Origin of the sequence: Flavobacterium endoglycinae, assembly GCF_017352115.1 — a bacterium.
Classification (GTDB): domain Bacteria; phylum Bacteroidota; class Bacteroidia; order Flavobacteriales; family Flavobacteriaceae; genus Flavobacterium; species Flavobacterium endoglycinae.
Window position 1 is genome coordinate 702,090 of sequence record NZ_CP071448.1, and the last position, 14,829, is coordinate 716,918.

The 14,829-nt window shown below is 33.4% G+C and carries 14 protein-coding genes and 2 pseudogenes; 10 read left to right on the top strand and 6 right to left on the bottom strand.

What is annotated here, in order from left to right; translation table 11 throughout:
• Positions 1 to 22: 22 nt before the first annotated feature.
• The gene (locus J0383_RS03080; protein WP_207296987.1) at positions 23 to 322 is read right to left on the bottom strand and encodes a hypothetical protein; all 300 of its coding nucleotides are present in this window, start codon (positions 320 to 322) and stop codon (positions 23 to 25) included.
• Between the two features lie 270 nt (positions 323 to 592).
• Here J0383_RS03080 and J0383_RS23785 point away from each other — a divergent pair.
• The 4 genes and pseudogenes from J0383_RS23785 to J0383_RS03095 all read left to right on the top strand — a co-directional run.
• A pseudogene (locus tag J0383_RS23785) lies at positions 593 to 814 on the top strand (ATP-binding cassette domain-containing protein); the annotation flags it as partial.
• Between the two features lie 207 nt (positions 815 to 1,021).
• Positions 1,022 to 1,471 (top strand): annotated as a pseudogene (locus tag J0383_RS23790) (ABC transporter ATP-binding protein); the annotation flags it as partial.
• 110 nt (positions 1,472 to 1,581) lie between these two features.
• Positions 1,582 to 2,346 carry a TIGR02757 family protein gene (locus tag J0383_RS03090; protein ID WP_207296989.1) on the top strand — a complete coding sequence of 255 codons (765 nt, stop codon included), beginning with the start codon at positions 1,582 to 1,584 and terminating at the stop codon, positions 2,344 to 2,346.
• A 293-nt stretch (positions 2,347 to 2,639) separates the two neighbouring features.
• A complete protein-coding gene (locus tag J0383_RS03095) occupies positions 2,640 to 3,989 on the top strand; it encodes a DEAD/DEAH box helicase (protein ID WP_207296990.1) in 1,350 nt (449 codons plus the stop codon).
• A 115-nt stretch (positions 3,990 to 4,104) separates the two neighbouring features.
• Here the strand turns inward: J0383_RS03095 and J0383_RS03100 are convergent, their stop codons facing one another.
• Positions 4,105 to 5,217 (bottom strand): lactonase family protein, encoded by a 1,113-nt coding sequence (locus J0383_RS03100; RefSeq protein WP_207296991.1) that lies wholly within the window; start codon positions 5,215 to 5,217, stop codon positions 4,105 to 4,107.
• Positions 5,218 to 5,574: 357 nt separating this feature from the next.
• On the opposite strand from J0383_RS03100, the gene J0383_RS03105 reads away from it, so the two are divergent.
• The 5 genes from J0383_RS03105 to J0383_RS03125 all read left to right on the top strand — a co-directional run bounded on the left by J0383_RS03105 (position 5,575) and on the right by J0383_RS03125 (position 10,629).
• Entirely contained in the window at positions 5,575 to 7,503 is a 1,929-nt protein-coding gene (locus J0383_RS03105; RefSeq protein WP_207296992.1) for a vWA domain-containing protein, read from the top strand.
• A 157-nt stretch (positions 7,504 to 7,660) separates the two neighbouring features.
• Entirely contained in the window at positions 7,661 to 8,911 is a 1,251-nt protein-coding gene (locus J0383_RS03110; protein ID WP_207296993.1) for a dihydroorotase, read from the top strand.
• Between the two features lie 4 nt (positions 8,912 to 8,915).
• Entirely contained in the window at positions 8,916 to 9,242 is a 327-nt protein-coding gene (locus tag J0383_RS03115) for a hypothetical protein (RefSeq protein ID WP_207296994.1), read from the top strand.
• Between the two features lie 123 nt (positions 9,243 to 9,365).
• Complete coding sequence (locus tag J0383_RS03120) at positions 9,366 to 10,010, top strand: alpha/beta hydrolase (protein WP_207296995.1); 645 nt, start codon at positions 9,366 to 9,368, stop codon at positions 10,008 to 10,010.
• Positions 10,011 to 10,059: 49 nt separating this feature from the next.
• On the top strand, positions 10,060 to 10,629 hold the full coding sequence (locus J0383_RS03125; protein WP_207296996.1) for a cysteine hydrolase family protein: 570 nt from the start codon (positions 10,060 to 10,062) through the stop codon (positions 10,627 to 10,629).
• A gap of 152 nt (positions 10,630 to 10,781) precedes the next feature.
• Here J0383_RS03125 and J0383_RS03130 read toward each other — a convergent pair whose 3' ends face one another.
• The 3 genes from J0383_RS03130 to J0383_RS03140 are packed head-to-tail and all read right to left on the bottom strand — an operon-like array spanning position 10,782 to position 12,523.
• Positions 10,782 to 11,198, bottom strand: a complete 417-nt coding sequence (locus tag J0383_RS03130; protein ID WP_239023229.1) for a hypothetical protein — start codon at positions 11,196 to 11,198, stop codon at positions 10,782 to 10,784.
• A gap of 44 nt (positions 11,199 to 11,242) precedes the next feature.
• Positions 11,243 to 11,746 carry a hypothetical protein gene (locus tag J0383_RS03135; protein WP_207296997.1) on the bottom strand — a complete coding sequence of 168 codons (504 nt, stop codon included), beginning with the start codon at positions 11,744 to 11,746 and terminating at the stop codon, positions 11,243 to 11,245.
• Between the two features lie 12 nt (positions 11,747 to 11,758).
• Positions 11,759 to 12,523, bottom strand: a complete 765-nt coding sequence (locus J0383_RS03140) for an MBL fold metallo-hydrolase (RefSeq protein WP_207296998.1) — start codon at positions 12,521 to 12,523, stop codon at positions 11,759 to 11,761.
• 90 nt (positions 12,524 to 12,613) lie between these two features.
• Between J0383_RS03140 and J0383_RS03145 the strand changes: the two genes are divergently transcribed.
• Positions 12,614 to 14,074, top strand: a complete 1,461-nt coding sequence (locus J0383_RS03145; RefSeq protein WP_207296999.1) for a TonB-dependent receptor — start codon at positions 12,614 to 12,616, stop codon at positions 14,072 to 14,074.
• Positions 14,075 to 14,361: 287 nt separating this feature from the next.
• On the opposite strand, the gene bcp is transcribed toward J0383_RS03145, so the two are convergent.
• The gene (gene bcp / locus J0383_RS03150) at positions 14,362 to 14,814 is read right to left on the bottom strand and encodes a thioredoxin-dependent thiol peroxidase (protein ID WP_207297000.1); all 453 of its coding nucleotides are present in this window, start codon (positions 14,812 to 14,814) and stop codon (positions 14,362 to 14,364) included.
• Between the last annotated feature and the right edge of the window lie 15 nt (positions 14,815 to 14,829).

Sequence of the window (14,829 nt, forward strand, 5' to 3'; positions counted from 1 at the left end):
ATCTTTTAAAGAAAAATAGATTTTATTCAAAATCATTAGGTTGTCTTGTAAAAAAATAGGTGTAAATCCAAGTTAAAGTAAAAGATGGAATCACATCTGTAAACGGAATAATCTCTTCAAGAAAAGTCAAAATTCCCGCAACCTTTCCTACTCTGCCTTTATACATTCTAGTCATAATAATACCTGCAATTGGAGCCCAGATTACATCCGAAAACTCTCCAAGTAATGGAATCGAAAAAGAAATCATACCAATTCCGTCCAAAATTAGCCCAATGATTAATTTTGACATTCTATTATCTTCTACTACTTTCAAATCTTGCATGTTACAATTATTTAAAGTTTAATCGAATTTAAAAATTATACTCGAAATCAATATTATTTCATTATGAAATTTAATTTCTAAATTCCCATATCAAGAAACATACCGATTTAGTAATTGTATATTCTAAGATTTTAGATTTTAGATTGTAGATTGTAGATTTTAGATTTTAGATTTTGAATTATAATTAGACCATTTGGAATTTGGAATTTGGAATTTTCAATTTGAATATTGATTATAATCTTCGTTTCTTTGTAAAAACAGTTTCACTACATGATACAAGCAAAAAACATACATAAATTCTACGATAAACTTGAAGTTTTAAAAGGAGTTGATTTACATATCAAAAAAGGCGAAATTGTTTCGATTGTTGGGGCATCAGGTGCCGGAAAAACCACTTTGTTACAAATTTTAGGAACTTTAGATAAACCCGAACGCAATCCTGATTCATCATTAACTATAAACGGTAAAAATGTACTTGCTTTGCAAGATGTCGAGAACGACAATTCAAAACAAGAAAGAACTTTTAAAATCATTACTTGGTCAGGATTAATTTATATTCTAGCCTTAGCAGTCTTTTTATTGTTTTTTAGAGGTAAAATCTTCGATGACACAATGCGTTACGTAACAACAGCCATATTAATACTTCCCATAATTTTAATGCTGATTTATTACAACAGATATTTTTCTAAAAAAAGCAAACAAGATAAAATCTTATCTGATTTCAGAAACCTGAATTTAGGTTTTATCTTCCAGTTTCATCAATTATTACCCGAATTTACTGCTTTAGAAAATGTATGCCTCCCTGCTTTTATGGCCAATAAACCAAAGGCAGAAACTGAAAAAGAAGCCAAAAAAATATTAGAATATTTAGGTTTATCCCATAGAATTAATCATAAGCCAAGCGCTCTTTCGGGCGGAGAACAGCAGCGTGTAGCAGTTGCGAGAGCTTTAATCAATAAACCTGATGTCATTTTTGCCGATGAACCTTCTGGAAATCTCGATACCCATTCAGCCGAAAACCTCCACCAGTTATTTTTTAAACTTCGTGATGAATTCGGACAGACCTTTGTAATCGTAACGCATAACGAAGAATTAGCCAATATGGCCGACAGAAAATTAGTTATGGTCGACGGGCAGATTAGTAATTAGAAGCTGTTTCCTGCTGTCCGCTATATCTTTTACTTGCTAAAGAAGCCAGTAAAAGGATGCCGCTTCCATCAGGGCTAGGGCACTCGAATAATAAGAACATTTCATTTCACATGAATCAAAAAGAACTCAAAGAATTTCTTGACGAAAAAGTCATTCAATATAACAATCAGGATTTTATAGAAAGTGATCCTGTGCAGATTCCGCATTTATTTACGCTAAAAGAAGATATCGAAATTGCTGGTTTCTTAAGTGCTTCTATTGCTTGGGGAAACCGAAAAATGATTATCAAAAATGCGCATAAAATGATGGAATTGATGGGTAATACACCTTACGATTTTGTTATGTCGCATTCTGAAGAAAATCTCGCTGATCTTGAAAATTTTGTTCACAGAACCTTCAACGGAAAAGATTTTGGCGGATTTATTAAAGGCTTACAGCATATCTATAAAAACCACAACGGATTGGAAGCAGTATTTGCCAAAAATCAAGAAAATAACAGTTTACAGAAAAGCATCAGCGAATTCAAAAAAATATTCTTCGAAATCGATCATTTAGCCAGAACACAAAAACACATTTCAGACCCAATGAACAATTCGGCGGCAAAACGAATTAATATGTACCTGCGATGGATGGTTCGTCAGGATGCAAAAGGTGTCGATTTAGGAATCTGGAAAAGTATTTCCCCAGCCGCATTGTCCTGTCCGCTTGATGTGCATTCTGGAAATGTAGCCCGTAAACTTGACATCTTGAAACGAAAACAAAACGACGCAAAAGCGTTAGCCGAATTAGACAAAAAACTCCGCGAAATGGATGCTTTAGATCCCGTAAAATACGATTTTGCTTTATTTGGATTAGGCGTTTTTGAAGGGTTTTAGTTTTGTAAATCAAAACATCATTAAAGAATTAATTCTAAACACATAGAAACATAGTCTTAACAAACTTAAAAAAGGTGTTTCACTTAATTTAAATACACATAGCAATCTATGCGAAAGAAATATTTTTCTCTTTTATCATATTTTTGCAGATAAAAAATCTATGTTTCTATGTGTTAAAAATTTCATCGTCTTACTTAGCGTCCCGAGACTTCTGATGTACAAAAAGACATCTAAAATTACAAATTCAACAAAAAACCATCATTTTAACGTACATTTGCAAAAATTTTATGCAGATGAGCACTTTCGAAAAATTCAATCTTCCAAAATCATTACAAAAAGCCGTTGACGAATTAGGATTTGTTACGCCTACTCCTATTCAAGAAAAATCTTTCTCTGTAATCATGTCTGGACGCGATATGATGGGAATTGCACAAACCGGAACTGGTAAAACATTTGCGTACTTACTGCCTCTCTTAAAGCTTTACAAATTCACAAATACTAATACACCAAAAATCGTAATTCTGGTACCCACACGTGAATTAGTCGTTCAAGTGGTTGAAGAAGTAGAAAAATTGACCAAATATATGTCCGTTAAAACCCTTGGAATTTACGGAGGTGTTAACATCAATACACAAAAAAAAGCCGTTTACGAAGGTGTTGATATTTTAGTAGGAACGCCAGGCCGTACAATGGATTTAGCGCTTGATGCTGTAGTTCGCTTTGACGAAACACAAAAACTTGTGATAGACGAATTTGACGAAATGCTGAATTTAGGTTTCAGACCTCAATTGACTGCGCTTTTTGCGATGATGAAAACCAAACGTCAAAACATTCTGTTCTCAGCAACTATGACAGATGAAGTTGATAATCTTTTGAATGATTATTTCGATTTTCCTGAAGAAGTTACTTTGGCTCCGTCAGGAACTCCGCTTGAAAAAATTACACAGCTTACTTATAATGTTCCGAATTTCAATACTAAAGTAAATCTGCTGAAACATTTATTGGAAACCGACGAAAGTATGAGTCGTATTTTGGTTTTCGTAAACAACAAGAAGATTTCAGATATGCTTTTCAATCGTATTGATGAGCTTTTTGAAGGACAATTTGGTGTAATTCACTCTAATAAATCTCAAAATTACCGTTTGAGTACGATGGCTGAATTTCAAGAAGGAAATCTTCGCGGATTAATTACAACCGACGTTATGGCAAGAGGTTTGGATATTTCTAATATTACTCACGTAATTAACTTCGAACTTCCTGAAGAACCTGAATTATATATGCACAGAATTGGGCGTACAGGTCGTGCCGATGCCACCGGAACTGCAATTAGTTTTGTTACTCCAAGAGAAGAAGAATATAAAATCGAAACTGAACTTTTAATGGATCAGGAACTTGAAATTGTTGATTTGCCTGAAGAAGTCGAAATTTCAGAGAAATTAATCGAACCTGAAAAAGACAAATTACCAAGGAAGTTCTTAATGAAAAAACCAAAACTAGAAGGTGATGGTGCTTTTCATGAAAAATCAAAAAAGAATCAAAAAGTTAATCTGGGCGGACCATCAAAAACCAAAAAGAAAACCCACGGTTCTGTCAATAGAAATATGTTGAAAACAAGAAACGAGAAGAAAAAGAAAAATAAATAATTTCTCATAGGCACAGAGGTTCAAAGGACCAAAGTGGCAAAGTATTAAAAAGGCTCAAAAGTGCAGGTTTAAAAACCTTTGCACCTTTGAGCCTTTGTTACTTTGAACCTAAAAATTAAATTTTCGTAAACACCAACCCAACCGGCGAACACAACTCGATTCTTTTTCCAGTATCCGTTAATTTTCCTGTTGTGGCGTTTCTTTTGAAAATGACAATATCGTTGGTATATTGATGTCCCACTAAAACATAATTTCCTGTTGGATCAATTGCAAAATCTCTTGGGCCTTTCCCTAAAGTACTTTGCTGTTCAACTAGTTCAACACTTCCGTTTTTCTGGATTTTGTAAACCGAAATAGTATTAGCATCTACACGATCTGTAAGATATAAAAATTTTCCGTCTGGCGAAAGTTTAATCGCCGCTGCACCAGTTCCACCTTTAAAATCTTTGGCAAGTATACTCGTTTCAGCTATAATTTTTAGACTTCCTGCTTTATCATAGCTTAGAGTCGTCAATGTGCCATCTAATTCCTGAAGCAAATACACAAATTTCCCGTCTTTACTGAACGTTAAATGTCTTGGTCCGCTTCCTTTTTTCACGTCAACACTTCCTTTTAAAGTCAGTATTTCGTTTTTTGAAGTTGGATTATATTTGTAGATGAATACTTTATCCAAACCTAAATCATTTACCAAAACAAACTTTTTATCTGGAGAAAAAGTCACCATGTGTACGTGAGCTTTTTCCTGACGTGCTTTATTTGGTCCTTTTCCTTCATGCTGAATTAACTGCTGAACTTCTGTAATTCCTCCGTCTGCCTTTTTTTTGTAAACGACAATACTTCCCCCAGAATAGTTCGCAACAATTACATTTTTATCATCATTAATCAAATGACATGGATCTGCTCCTAATGCATCATTTTTATTAATTACACTTATTTTTCCCGAAGCTGAATCGTATTTAAAAGCACTCACGGTACTCTGAGTTCCATTTTCGTTTACAGCATACAAAAATTTATTATCTGCAGAAACTGATAAATAACTTGGACTGACAACATTTTCAGAAGATTGTTTTAATTTAAAATCACCTGTAGCCGAATTGAATTCATAAACATAAATTCCGTTACTCTGACACGTATTGGTATACGTTCCAACCAACAAGTTAAATTTATTCTGAGCTTTTGTAGTTGTGATTGCCAAAGCCGAGAATAATATTAAAGATATTTTTTTCATAGTTTGTTTTTTAGAATTAGCTAAAATACGCATTAATATCTTTTTGTAATAGTTTGTTTGTTACAAAAGAAATTACAAAAGTTACATTTTTACGCCTTTTAAACCATATAAGTTCATTTAAGATGTATAAGCAATATTTCTCTATTCTCTATTCTCTATTCTCTATTCTCTATTCTCTATTCTCTATTCTCTATTCTCTATTCTCTATTCTCTATTCTCTATCGATTCACTTTTTATTTTTAATTTCCCACTAATAATCTCTTATGCGAACTTATAGGGTTTAAATAATTTTTAATTCGTATTTTTGACCAGCATCTTCGCGAAAAACAAAACGTAGCGAAGTAAATCGAAGCCAGAATGCATTTTAAACATCCCGAAATTCTATACTTTCTTTTTTTATTGATTGTTCCAATTTTGGTTCATTTATTTCAATTACGACGTTTTAAAACTTCATATTTCACGAACGTTCGTTTTTTAAAAGAGCTTGCTGTTCAAACCCGTAAAAGTTCAAAAATCAAAAAACGATTATTGCTTACCACTCGTTTGTTACTGTTAACGTGTGCGATTATCGCTTTTGCCCAGCCATTTTTCGAAGCAAAAGACAGCAAAAATGCCACAAACGAAATGTACATCATTCTGGATAATTCGTTCAGTATGCAGGCAAAAGGCAAAAAAGGCGAATTACTGAAACGTGCCGTTCAGGAATTATTAGAAAACACACCCGAAACCGCTCAATTCTCCCTTTTAACCAACACAGAAAACTACTGGAATACCGATATAAAATCGTCTAAAAGCGCTTTACAAAACCTAAAATACAGCGCAACACCATTTGAACTTTCGTCCATATTGGCAAAAGTAAAAGCACATAAATCAGCCTATAAAAAAGATATCGTAATTATTACTGATGCTGTTGGTTTAAGTGAAAAAGACACTAAAAATATTGATTTTGAAGAAAAGCCTTATCTCATAATTCCAGAAGCTGAACAGAAAAACAACATTTCGATTGACAGCGTGTACATCAATCAAACTTTAGAAAACTTCTACGAAATTGGTGTGAATTTATCGGCATATGGTGAAGATTTCAAACCTGTTTCAACGGCTTTGTACAATCAAAATAAATTAATTGCCAAAACGATTATCAATTTTGACGCAAAGAAAAAGAAAATCAATTTTACCATTCCAAAAGAAGCTTTTCACGGTTATGTTTCCATAGAAGACAATGGATTGGCTTATGACAATAAATTGTTTTTCAGTATTTCTAAAAACAAAAAAACAAATGTAATCAGTATTGGCGAACCTGAAAAAAGCAATTTCTTATCTAGAATTTATACACCCGCCGAATTCAATTACAACAATTACGCAATCGGCTCTTTAGACTATAATAGTTTAGAAAAACAAAACACGATTATTTTAAATGAATTAGCCGAAATTCCTCAGGCTTTACAAACCACTTTAAAAGCTTTTGTTGCAAAAGGAGGCAATTTGGTTGTGATTCCTTCCGAGAAAAGTTCGGTTTCCAACTTCAATTCTTTCTTGGCGAATTTTGGAAAAATCCAATTCAACAATCTTAAAACAGAAAGCAAACTGATTACAAAAATCAATTTTGATCACCCTTTATTTTCAGGTGTTTTTGAGAATAAAATCACGAATTTCCAATATCCCAAAACGAATTCTTCTTTTGATATATCAAGTCCATATCCGGCCGTTTTATCTTACGAAGACCAAAGTACTTTTGTAACTGCAGTTCAAAACCCAACAGCTGGAATTACTGTTTTTTCGGCACCAATAAACAGCAGCAATTCCAATTTTCAGCAATCGCCTTTAATTGTTCCGCTATTTTATAAAATCGCTCAGAACAATCAGAAAACTGGTGTAAATGCTTTAACTATTGGCAATAATCAGCCTTATTTTGTTGATGTTTTATTGACAAAAGATGCCATTCTTGAAGTAAAAGGCACAGACGATCAATTTATACCAATCCAGCAGATATTGAATAATAAAGTCAAACTCACCTTCAATGATTTTCCTGAAACAGCTGGAAATTATAGTGTTTTTGATAAAAAAGAATGGGTTGAAAATTTAAGTTTTAATTACAAAAGAACCGAAAGCAATTTGAGTCAAATAAACACAAATGTAGTTTCTGATTTCAAGACGGCCGATACGATTTCGACCATTTTTAACACCTTACAAACTGAACGTACCGACAGCCAGATTTGGAAATGGTTTGTTATCTTTGCACTGTTATTTTTAGCATTAGAAATAGCAATTATAAAATTTGTAAAATGATTTTTTTTACCATTAAGACATTAAGATTATTAAGTTTTTCCTTTATGATCTTATTATAAATGTCCAGAGAATTAAGCTCTTTCTCTTTATGAACTTAATTTCTTCATGGTAGAAAATAAAAAACATTTAATGTTTGAATAAAATAAATATCCAAAATATGAAACTAATCATCAAAAGCGCCAAAATTATCGACTCAAAAAGTCCGTTTCACAATCAGACTGTTGATCTTTTAATTGCAGATGGTGTAATAGAAAAAATAGGAGTTTCTCTTCCAAATGATGATGCTCAAGTTGTTCGTTTTGAAGATCTTCATGTTTCTCAAGGGTGGTTTGATAGCAGTGTTTCACTGGGCGAGCCAGGTTACGAAGACCGAGAAACTATTGCTAACGGATTACAAGTTGCAGCCAAAAGCGGTTTTACAGCAATTGCATTACAACCCAATTCATTACCAATTATTGACAATCAATCTCAGGTAAATTTTGTGAAAAATAAAGCAAATGGATTTGCTACAGAAATTTTCCCAATCGGTGCTTTGACAAAAGCCAGTGAAGGAAAAGATATGGCGGAGCTTTTTGACATGAAAAATTCTGGAGCGATTGCTTTTGGAGATTACAACAAAAGTATCGACAACGCCAATATTCTGAAAATTGCTTTACAATATGTACAGGATTTCGACGGATTGGTAATCGCTTATTCGCAAGATTCAAACATTAAAGGAAATGGTGTAGCAAACGAAGGAATTGTTTCTACAAGATTAGGTTTAAAAGGAATTCCAAATTTAGCCGAAGAACTTCAGATTTCTAGAAACTTATTTTTATTAGAATATACAGGCGGAAAACTTCACATCCCAACTATTTCTACAGCAAAATCAGTGGAATTAATTAGAGAAGCGAAAGCGAAAGGTTTACATGTAACCTGCAGTGCATCTGTGCATCATTTGGTTTTAACCGATGAAAAACTAGACGGATTTGATACACGTTTCAAAGTGACACCGCCGTTAAGAACTGAAGTTGACAGACAAGCTTTATTAAACGGAATTGCTGACGAAACAATTGACATAATTACTTCAGACCACAACCCAATCGATATCGAATTCAAGAAAATGGAATTTGACACAGCCAAAAACGGAACTATTGGTTTAGAAAGTGCTTTTGGAGCTTTATTAACGGTTTTACCAGTAGAAACTATAATTAAAAAACTTACAGCAGCAAGAAGTGTTTTTGGTCTTGAAAGCCCTGTTATTCAAGAAGGTGCAAAAGCGAATATTACGTTATTTTCAACTGAAGGAAAATCAACTTTTACAAAAGAAAACATTCTTTCAAAATCTAAAAATTCTGCTTTCTTAGGAACTGAAATCAAAGGTTCTGTTTATGGAATTTTAAATCAAAATCAACTTGTTACAAAATAATAAAATGAATAATTCAGTCGAAGAAGGAAAATCAATCGCGATAACCAGCTACATTTTAATTATTGGCGTTTTAATCGCTATGAGTATGAATTCTGAAAACAAAAATAGTTTTGCTTCTTTTCACATTCGTCAAGCTTTAGGTTTGTCTTTAACTTTTATCTCCTTTGGAGCCATCATCAGTAATTTTGATAGTTTTTTCATCACGTTCCCAATGTGGATTTGTATTTCAATTCTGTGGACTTTTGGTATTTTTAATGCCATTCAAGGTCAAATGAGACCAATTCCTTTAGTTGGAGAATTGTTTCAAAAATGGTTTAAAAAGATTGGGTAATTTTTTAAATTCCAATTCCAAATTCCAAACTTGGAAGCTAAAACTTGGAAATTAAAAACTTTGACAAAGTTCCACAAAAGGAAACTCATAACTTATAACTCAAAACTCATAACCTCCTCTAAAATGAATCTATCTTTAGAATATAAAATACAAGAACCAAAAGTAATTTTAGATAAAAATCCGTTATTACTTTTATTACACGGATACGGAAGCAACGAAGCCGATTTATTCTCTTTTGCTTCAGAACTTCCTGATAACTATTATGTCATTTCGGCAAGAGCACCTTACGATTTGCAATACGGAGCTTATGCTTGGTATGCCATCAACTTTGATGCTGATCAAAATAAATTTTCGGATAATGAGCAAGCAAAAACTTCTAGGGACAGAATCGCTTCTTTCATTGATGAATTAGTCGCAAATTATCCAATTGATGCCAATAATGTAACTTTAATAGGATTTAGCCAAGGATCGATTTTAAGTTATGCAACAGCACTTTCTTATCCAGAAAAAATTCAGCGAGTTGTCGCAATGAGTGGCTATTTCAATGAAGAAATCATTAAAGAAGGATTTGAGAACAACGATTTTAAAAACCTAAAAATATTCGCTTCACACGGAACTGTCGATCAAGTTATTCCAATTGATTGGGCAAGAAAAACACCGGCCATTTTAGAGAAGCTAAACATTCCTGTGGTTTACAAAGAATATCCTGTTGGCCATGGAGTTTCGCCACAAAATTTCTTTGATTTTAAAAATTGGCTGATTGGCTAGTATTCAGTCACAGTTTTAAGTCGCAGTTTCTCACTAAATCTTTTATAAAATGAGCATTTCAAAACTAGATAATCCAGCATTAATTTTAATTGATATTCAAAAAGGATTTCTTGACGTCGCTTATTGGGGCGGAGATCGAAATAATACAAATGCTGAGCAAAAAGCAGGTGAACTTTTAGAAATCTGGAGAACTAAAAAACTCCCTATTTTTCATATAAAACATTGTTCTTCAAATCCGAATTCGATTTTAAATGAATCAAATCCAGGTAATGAATTTCAAGATGTGGTAAAACCTCTTGAAGGAGAAATCATTATTAAAAAAAATGTCAACAGCTCTTTTATTGGAACCAATTTAAAAGAACTTATTGATAATGCCAAAATAACGAATCTTGTAATTGTAGGTTTAACTACCGATCATTGTGTTTCTACAACAAGTCGAATGGCAGGAAATTTTGGTTATTCAGTTTACCTGATTTCAGATGCGACAGCAACTTTCAATAAAAAAGGGATAAACGGTGAAGTTTTCTCTGCTGAATTAATTCACCAAACCGCTTTAGCAAGTTTGAACGAAGAATTTGCTCAAGTAGTAACTTCTGATTTTATTAAAGGAATTGTTTAGTCGCAGTATTCAGTCGCAGTCACAGTTTTCATTGAAGGTCCAGCTTTGTCAAAGTTTGAAATTTTGACAAAGTTTTTCAGGTTCCAACTTTGGAATTTTGAATTTCAAAAAATTGGACCCGAGCGATAGCGAACAGGCGAAGCAATTTAAATTTATTCTCCCGTATAAAGAATATCTTTTCCTTTCTTAAGCACATAACCTTTCCAAGGAATTAATTGCCAATCGCCATTAACCCACGAATCACCTTCGAATTTTCTTTCTAAAATGATAGATTCTTTTTGGGTATCTAAGAAAAGCTCAGCTTTATTTCCGTCAAAAATTACGTATGATGCAGTGGTATACGTTTTTCCATCATCGTAGTGTGACAATTTTGTTCCTTCAAAAACTCTGATACATTCTTTTTTAAGTATTGACCATGTATATCCAGCTGAGGCTTTACAACCATGAGAATCGGAATCAGCTCCTACAATTGCTTCTTTTTGAGGTTCTTTTGAAGTTATATTTACTTGGGAAACTTTTTTACCACATGAGATTACAGCAATTGCCATAACCAAAAACATCTTTTTCATATATCCTATTTATTTTGAGGTCAAAAAAAATAGGATTTAAAATCCTATTTTTGATATAACCAAGTTTGATTTACTTCAAAAGTAATGTTTTCTTTATCGTCAACAAAGTATTTTAACAAGACTTCTCCCCATAATTCCCCATTGCTGTAATCTGCAATAATCCATCTATGGTTTAAGATTTTTACTTTATTGATAATAAATTTATTGGGACCAATCTGGTCTTGTCCAGTATAAGGATTCCCTTTAGGATTAGAGTTGAAATCTAATAATTTCTCTGTTACAACTGGAATCAGTTTTTCGAATAAAATTACTTTTCCTCCAGAAGCACTGTTATCGAAATAATTTTGTGCATTTTCATTGTGTTCTAAAGAAAAATAATCTGCTTCAGCTAGTTTTGTTGACACAAGAGTAATGCTGTCTCTTAACTTTTTAGTCGTCTTTTCATATCTGTCCTGCTCAAATTTTACCTCACGGCTGTAAAACATATAGGTAAAAACATTCATTAATATCGCAAGGATAAAAAGATAAAGCATTAAGGATTTTTTCATTTTGTGGTATAATTAAATTGTAATTTCAAGATTATCGTAAGCCAAAAAGACGTTTTCAGGAAGTTTTTGCTGTACTTCTTCATGAAAGCCTAATACATGACTAATATGTGTTAAATACGCCTTTTCAGGTTTAACCAGATTAATAAAATCAAGTGCTTCCTGCAGGTTAAAATGAGTGTCATGAGGTTCAACGCGCAGCGCATTTACGACTAAAACTTTTAAGCCTTTTAGCTTATCAGTTTCGGTTTTTTCGATTGTTTTTACATCGGTTAGATAAGCAAAATCATCAATTCTGTATCCAAAAACCTGTAAATCTCCGTGCATGGCGTTTATTGGAATGGCCATTTTATCGCCAACCTCAAATGGTTGGTCGTTTAGAACTTCGATTGTTTTTACACTTGGCGCACCTGGATACTTGTTTACAGTTTCGAAAACATAATCAAAACGTCGTCTTAAATTGTCTAACACGCGTTTGTGTCCGTAAATTGGAATTTCGCCTTGTCTGAAGTTAAACGGACGTATATCATCCAATCCAGCAGTGTGATCGGAATGTTCATGTGTAAACAAAATCGCATCGAGTTTACGGCAGCCGCAGGAAAGCATCTGCTGTCTGAAATCAGGGCCGCAATCTATTACATAGGAATGCTCGTCCCACGAAATCCAAATGGATACGCGGAGTCTTTTATCCTTAGCATCAGTGCTTTTACAAACGGGATGATCGATTCCGATAATCGGAATGCCTTGGGAAGTACCAGTACCTAAAAAATAGACCTTCAATTGAACTTAATTTTTTTACAAAAATAGGATTATTTCTCTTTCATTAGAAGCCTAATTTGCTAACTTTGTAACAAATCTATTTAAAATAAAATGGGTACAGAAATAAAACTCAAAGGTGACAGGGTCATCGAACAGATTCCTTCTATAAAAGACAAAGCATTACGCATTAATTTAAACGAGAATATTTACGGAACATTTGCTGAAATTGGCGCTGGACAAGAGACAGTTAGACATTTTTTCAGATCCGGAGGTTCATCGGGAACAATTGCAAAAGCAATGTCTGCCTATGATAAAGATTTTAGCGACGCCATTTATGGTACCGAAACCGACGGAAGATATGTAACCGAAGAGCGTCTTAAAAAAATGCTTACTCATGAAGGACAAATCATCGAAGAGCGTTTAAGCCGAGAAAAACACCCTACAAAACTTTTTTTTAGTTATGCCAATACGGTAGCCACAATAGATTTTGCCAAACAATTTAAAGGCCATGGCTGGGTAGGAATTCGATACCAAATAGAACCGGACGAGGCTTACAACGAAATTATTCTTCACATTCGTTTTAGAGAAACCGACGCAAGATTACAACAAGAAACACTAGGAATTTTAGGGGTTAACTTAATTTACGGTGCTTTTTACAAATACAACGATCCTAAACGTTTACTGCGTTATTTATACGATCACTTAGACAAAGATCAATTAGAGATCGATACCATTAACTTTTCTGGACCTCGTTTTGCCGATGTTGACAATCGTTTGATGAGTTTACAGTTGGTTAAAAACGGAATGACTGATGCCGTAATGTTCAATCCTGAAGGAAAAAACATTCTTCCGGCTGCTATTCTTTACAAAAAGAACCTTTTAGCTTTACGAGGAAGTTTCCGTCCTGTTACAAAAGTGAACATGGATATGTATGAGAAATCATTAGAAATGTTTCTCAAAGAAAATAAGGTTGAAAAAAATAATACACTTGTTGTTTTTGAAATCACACTTTCGAATTTACGTTCTGATGGAGAAATCGACGAACGTGACTTTATGGACAGAGCTGAATTACTTTGTTCGCTTGGACAAACGGTTATGATTTCGAATTTCCAAGAATACTACAAAGTGGTTGAATACTTCGCTAATTATACTAAATCTCGTATGGGATTAGCAATGGGTGTCAATAATCTTGTTGATATTTTTGATGAGAAATATTACCGTCATTTAAGTGGAGGAATTCTGGAAGCTTTTGGAAAATTATTCTACCGTGATATGAAGGTATTCTTGTATCCAATGTTAGATGAAGATGGTGTATTAATGAATTCAAACAACTTAAAAGTGCATCCGAGAATGAAAGAATTGTACAAGTTCTTCAAGTTTAACGGAAAAGTTGTGGATATTGAAGATTATGATCCTGATAATTTATCTGTTTTCTCTCGTGAAGTTTTAAAAATGATCAACCAAGGAAAAAAAGGCTGGGAACCAATGCTTCCGCCGGGTATTTCGGAAATCATCAAAGAACATCATCTTTTTGGATATCATCCACAGAAAGAATTAGAACAAAATACGTAATAAAAAAAGTCCCAGAAAAAGGGACTTTTTTTGTTTTAGGTTTTTCTTGTTTCAGGTTTCAAGTTGTTTACTTGATGTTTAATTTATCGCAAAGCACGCTAAGTTTTTCTTTTGAGCCAAACTTAATATAAACGCAAAGTTCGCAAAGCGTTGTGTAGATTTAGCTTTGCGAACTTTGCGTATTTAGCAGAAACTTAAGTAAAAAAACTTAGCGTGCTTTGCGGTAAAAAAATATCCGCTACAACAATAACTTGAAACGTGAAACCTGAAACTTGAAACAAAAAACTCTACTTCAAAATCTGCGAAGCGTGCTCTTTGGTTTTTACGTTTTCAATTACTTCTTCAATGATTCCTTTTTCATCTATTACGAAAGTAGTTCTGTGAATTCCGTCATATTCTTTTCCCATAAATTTCTTTGGTCCCCAAACTCCAAAAGCATTAATTACCGATTTATCTTCGTCAGCTAATAAGGGAAATGGCAATTCATATTTTTCTTTGAATTTTACCTGTGCTTTTGGGCTGTCGGCACTTACTCCAAGAAGTTCGTAATTATTGGCTTGAAAACGGTGAAAATTATCTCTTAAATCGCAAGCTTCAGCTGTACAGCCTGGCGTACTTGCTTTTGGATAAAAGAAAACTACCAATTTCTTTCCTGCATAATCAGATAATTTGTGAGTTTTCCCATCTTGATCTGTTCCTGAAAAACTAGGTGCTTTGTCTCCAGCTTTTAATGTTGTCATAATTTCTATTTTTAG

Coding starts and splice junctions, on each gene's coding strand:
- J0383_RS03080 (WP_207296987.1), bottom strand. CDS start 322: ATGCAAGATTTGAAAGTAGTAGAAGATAATAGAATGTCAAAATTAATC.
- J0383_RS03090 (WP_207296989.1), top strand. CDS start 1,582: ATGAATCAAAAAGAACTCAAAGAATTTCTTGACGAAAAAGTCATTCAA.
- J0383_RS03095 (WP_207296990.1), top strand. CDS start 2,640: ATGAGCACTTTCGAAAAATTCAATCTTCCAAAATCATTACAAAAAGCC.
- J0383_RS03100 (WP_207296991.1), bottom strand. CDS start 5,217: ATGAAAAAAATATCTTTAATATTATTCTCGGCTTTGGCAATCACAACT.
- J0383_RS03105 (WP_207296992.1), top strand. CDS start 5,575: ATGCATTTTAAACATCCCGAAATTCTATACTTTCTTTTTTTATTGATT.
- J0383_RS03110 (WP_207296993.1), top strand. CDS start 7,661: ATGAAACTAATCATCAAAAGCGCCAAAATTATCGACTCAAAAAGTCCG.
- J0383_RS03115 (WP_207296994.1), top strand. CDS start 8,916: ATGAATAATTCAGTCGAAGAAGGAAAATCAATCGCGATAACCAGCTAC.
- J0383_RS03120 (WP_207296995.1), top strand. CDS start 9,366: ATGAATCTATCTTTAGAATATAAAATACAAGAACCAAAAGTAATTTTA.
- J0383_RS03125 (WP_207296996.1), top strand. CDS start 10,060: ATGAGCATTTCAAAACTAGATAATCCAGCATTAATTTTAATTGATATT.
- J0383_RS03130 (WP_239023229.1), bottom strand. CDS start 11,198: ATGAAAAAGATGTTTTTGGTTATGGCAATTGCTGTAATCTCATGTGGT.
- J0383_RS03135 (WP_207296997.1), bottom strand. CDS start 11,746: ATGAAAAAATCCTTAATGCTTTATCTTTTTATCCTTGCGATATTAATG.
- J0383_RS03145 (WP_207296999.1), top strand. CDS start 12,614: ATGGGTACAGAAATAAAACTCAAAGGTGACAGGGTCATCGAACAGATT.
- bcp (WP_207297000.1), bottom strand. CDS start 14,814: ATGACAACATTAAAAGCTGGAGACAAAGCACCTAGTTTTTCAGGAACA.